The sequence below is a fragment of the Trabulsiella odontotermitis genome (genome assembly GCF_001297775.1).
Classification (GTDB): Bacteria; Pseudomonadota; Gammaproteobacteria; order Enterobacterales; family Enterobacteriaceae; genus Trabulsiella; species Trabulsiella odontotermitis.
Window position 1 is genome coordinate 1 of the sequence record NZ_LIFX01000035.1, and the last position, 1760, is coordinate 1760.

The window sequence follows — 1760 nt, forward strand, 5'->3', positions numbered from 1 at the left end:
TCGTTGTAGAACGCCTGGCCGTAATCAGCGAGGATATTGATGGTGCCGGATTCATCATTGATGGCGGTACCGCCGTTGAATACGGCCATGCCGATTAACTGGTTGTCGGCTGATTTTTCCACGCCATCGTCGGCGGTGAGGTTGATGGTACCCTGGTTGGTGACGGTGCCGCCGTTGAGCGCCATCATCCCGATACCTTCGTTGTTGACGTTGATGGTACCGGTGTTCAGGCCAGTGGCATCGCCTTTACCGGCGTCGGTGGAGCCGGTAATCACCCCGGCGCTCATGGTGTACAGCTGACTGGTACTGTAGAACGTTTTACCGGTAATATTGCCGTCTTCATCGAGGGTGGGAATAAAACCATCGACGTTAATGGTCCCGGCGTTGGTGGCGGACCCTTTCGATGCGCCCAGACCATAGAGTCCTGCGCCGTTGAGGTTGATGGTCGCCCCGGCATCGTTTTCCACGCTGCCGTAATTGGTTGCCAGCAGGGCATATTCGGTGTTCTGGTACCACATCACAGGATAAATGCCAAAGCCTCCATAACTTGTTGGTGTTAATGCCGCCTTGATATTAATCGTCCCGCTATCTTTATTTGAAGCAACCGAGCCTGCGCCATCTGCTCGCATCATGGACGTATTGCCTGTCACAGAGTCTGTGGCATCAATGTTGATGGTTCCGCTATTGCTGACACTGGCCCCCTGAACAGCCTGCATGACAATGGCACCTAGACTGGAGTTAATGGTTCCGTTATTGACAACGCTGCTGTTGACTCCCTGGCTTTGCAGAAGTGAATAATTACCATATACATTCGGGGCTGAACCGGAGAAGGTGGTATCCAGGACCGAGTCATTATTGAAAATTAACTGCCCGCCATCCGAGACTTCTGCAAATTCTGTAGGAGTGCCAGAAAAACCGACAATATTCACGCTGGACTCACCACTGACGCTCACCGTGTTGTCGCCACTAATGAGAATTCCGGTTGCATAATGGTTATATGCGAGGTTCACAATCGACGTCGAAATGTTGACCCCACCATTGATGTCCACATGATTGCCACTGCCGGTAACATTAATACCTGTGGCTTTGAAAGCGGCGTTATCCGTGGGTGCAGGTGTCTGCGAATCGAGATCTATCGACAGCGAGCCATCCAGCGTCACGGTATTATCCTTACCCGACACGGTCACGCCCGTTAATTTCCCGCTGGAGGTGGTATCTTCATCCGCTGTCATTGTCCCGGAAATTGCCACATCACCGGTAATTTCCGTCGTGCCGTTATTCCCCGCCACGCTGACGCCGGTCGCGCCCTGGTAAATCCCGTCCGCGTTTTTCTCCGCATGGACATTCACCGTGCCGTCGAGCATCACGCTGGCGCTGTCGCCGGTAATGCTGACCCCGGTACCGTTCAGGCTGCTGTCGAGGGTGCCGGTGTTGGTGAAGCTGGCATTGTCACCGCTGACGAGGACACCGGTGGAGCCTGCGTCCGTCACGGTAATGGTCCCGCTGTTGTCGATTTTCGCGGTGGTGCCGTTGACCGCGATACCTGTCGCACCATTGGTGACAGTGATGTCGCCCTGCTGGTCAAAACTGGCGTTGTCGCCGTTAATCACCGTTCCCGTCGAGCCTTCGCCGTCGGCGGTGGTGTCGCCGGTGTTGACAATGACCGCGTCGTTACCGTCCACACGGGTGCCGGTACCGCCGCCGCTGATTTTTGCATCACCGCCGTTATTGACTACCGCACCGTCGCCGGTGATGGCCGT

1 protein-coding gene is annotated in these 1760 nt (G+C 55.2%); it reads right to left on the reverse strand.

The window, feature by feature from the left end:
* Positions 1 to 1760, reverse strand: a 1760-nt coding sequence (locus tag AOY23_RS22830; RefSeq protein ID WP_418080602.1) for a beta strand repeat-containing protein, incomplete at both ends; no start/stop codon positions are given.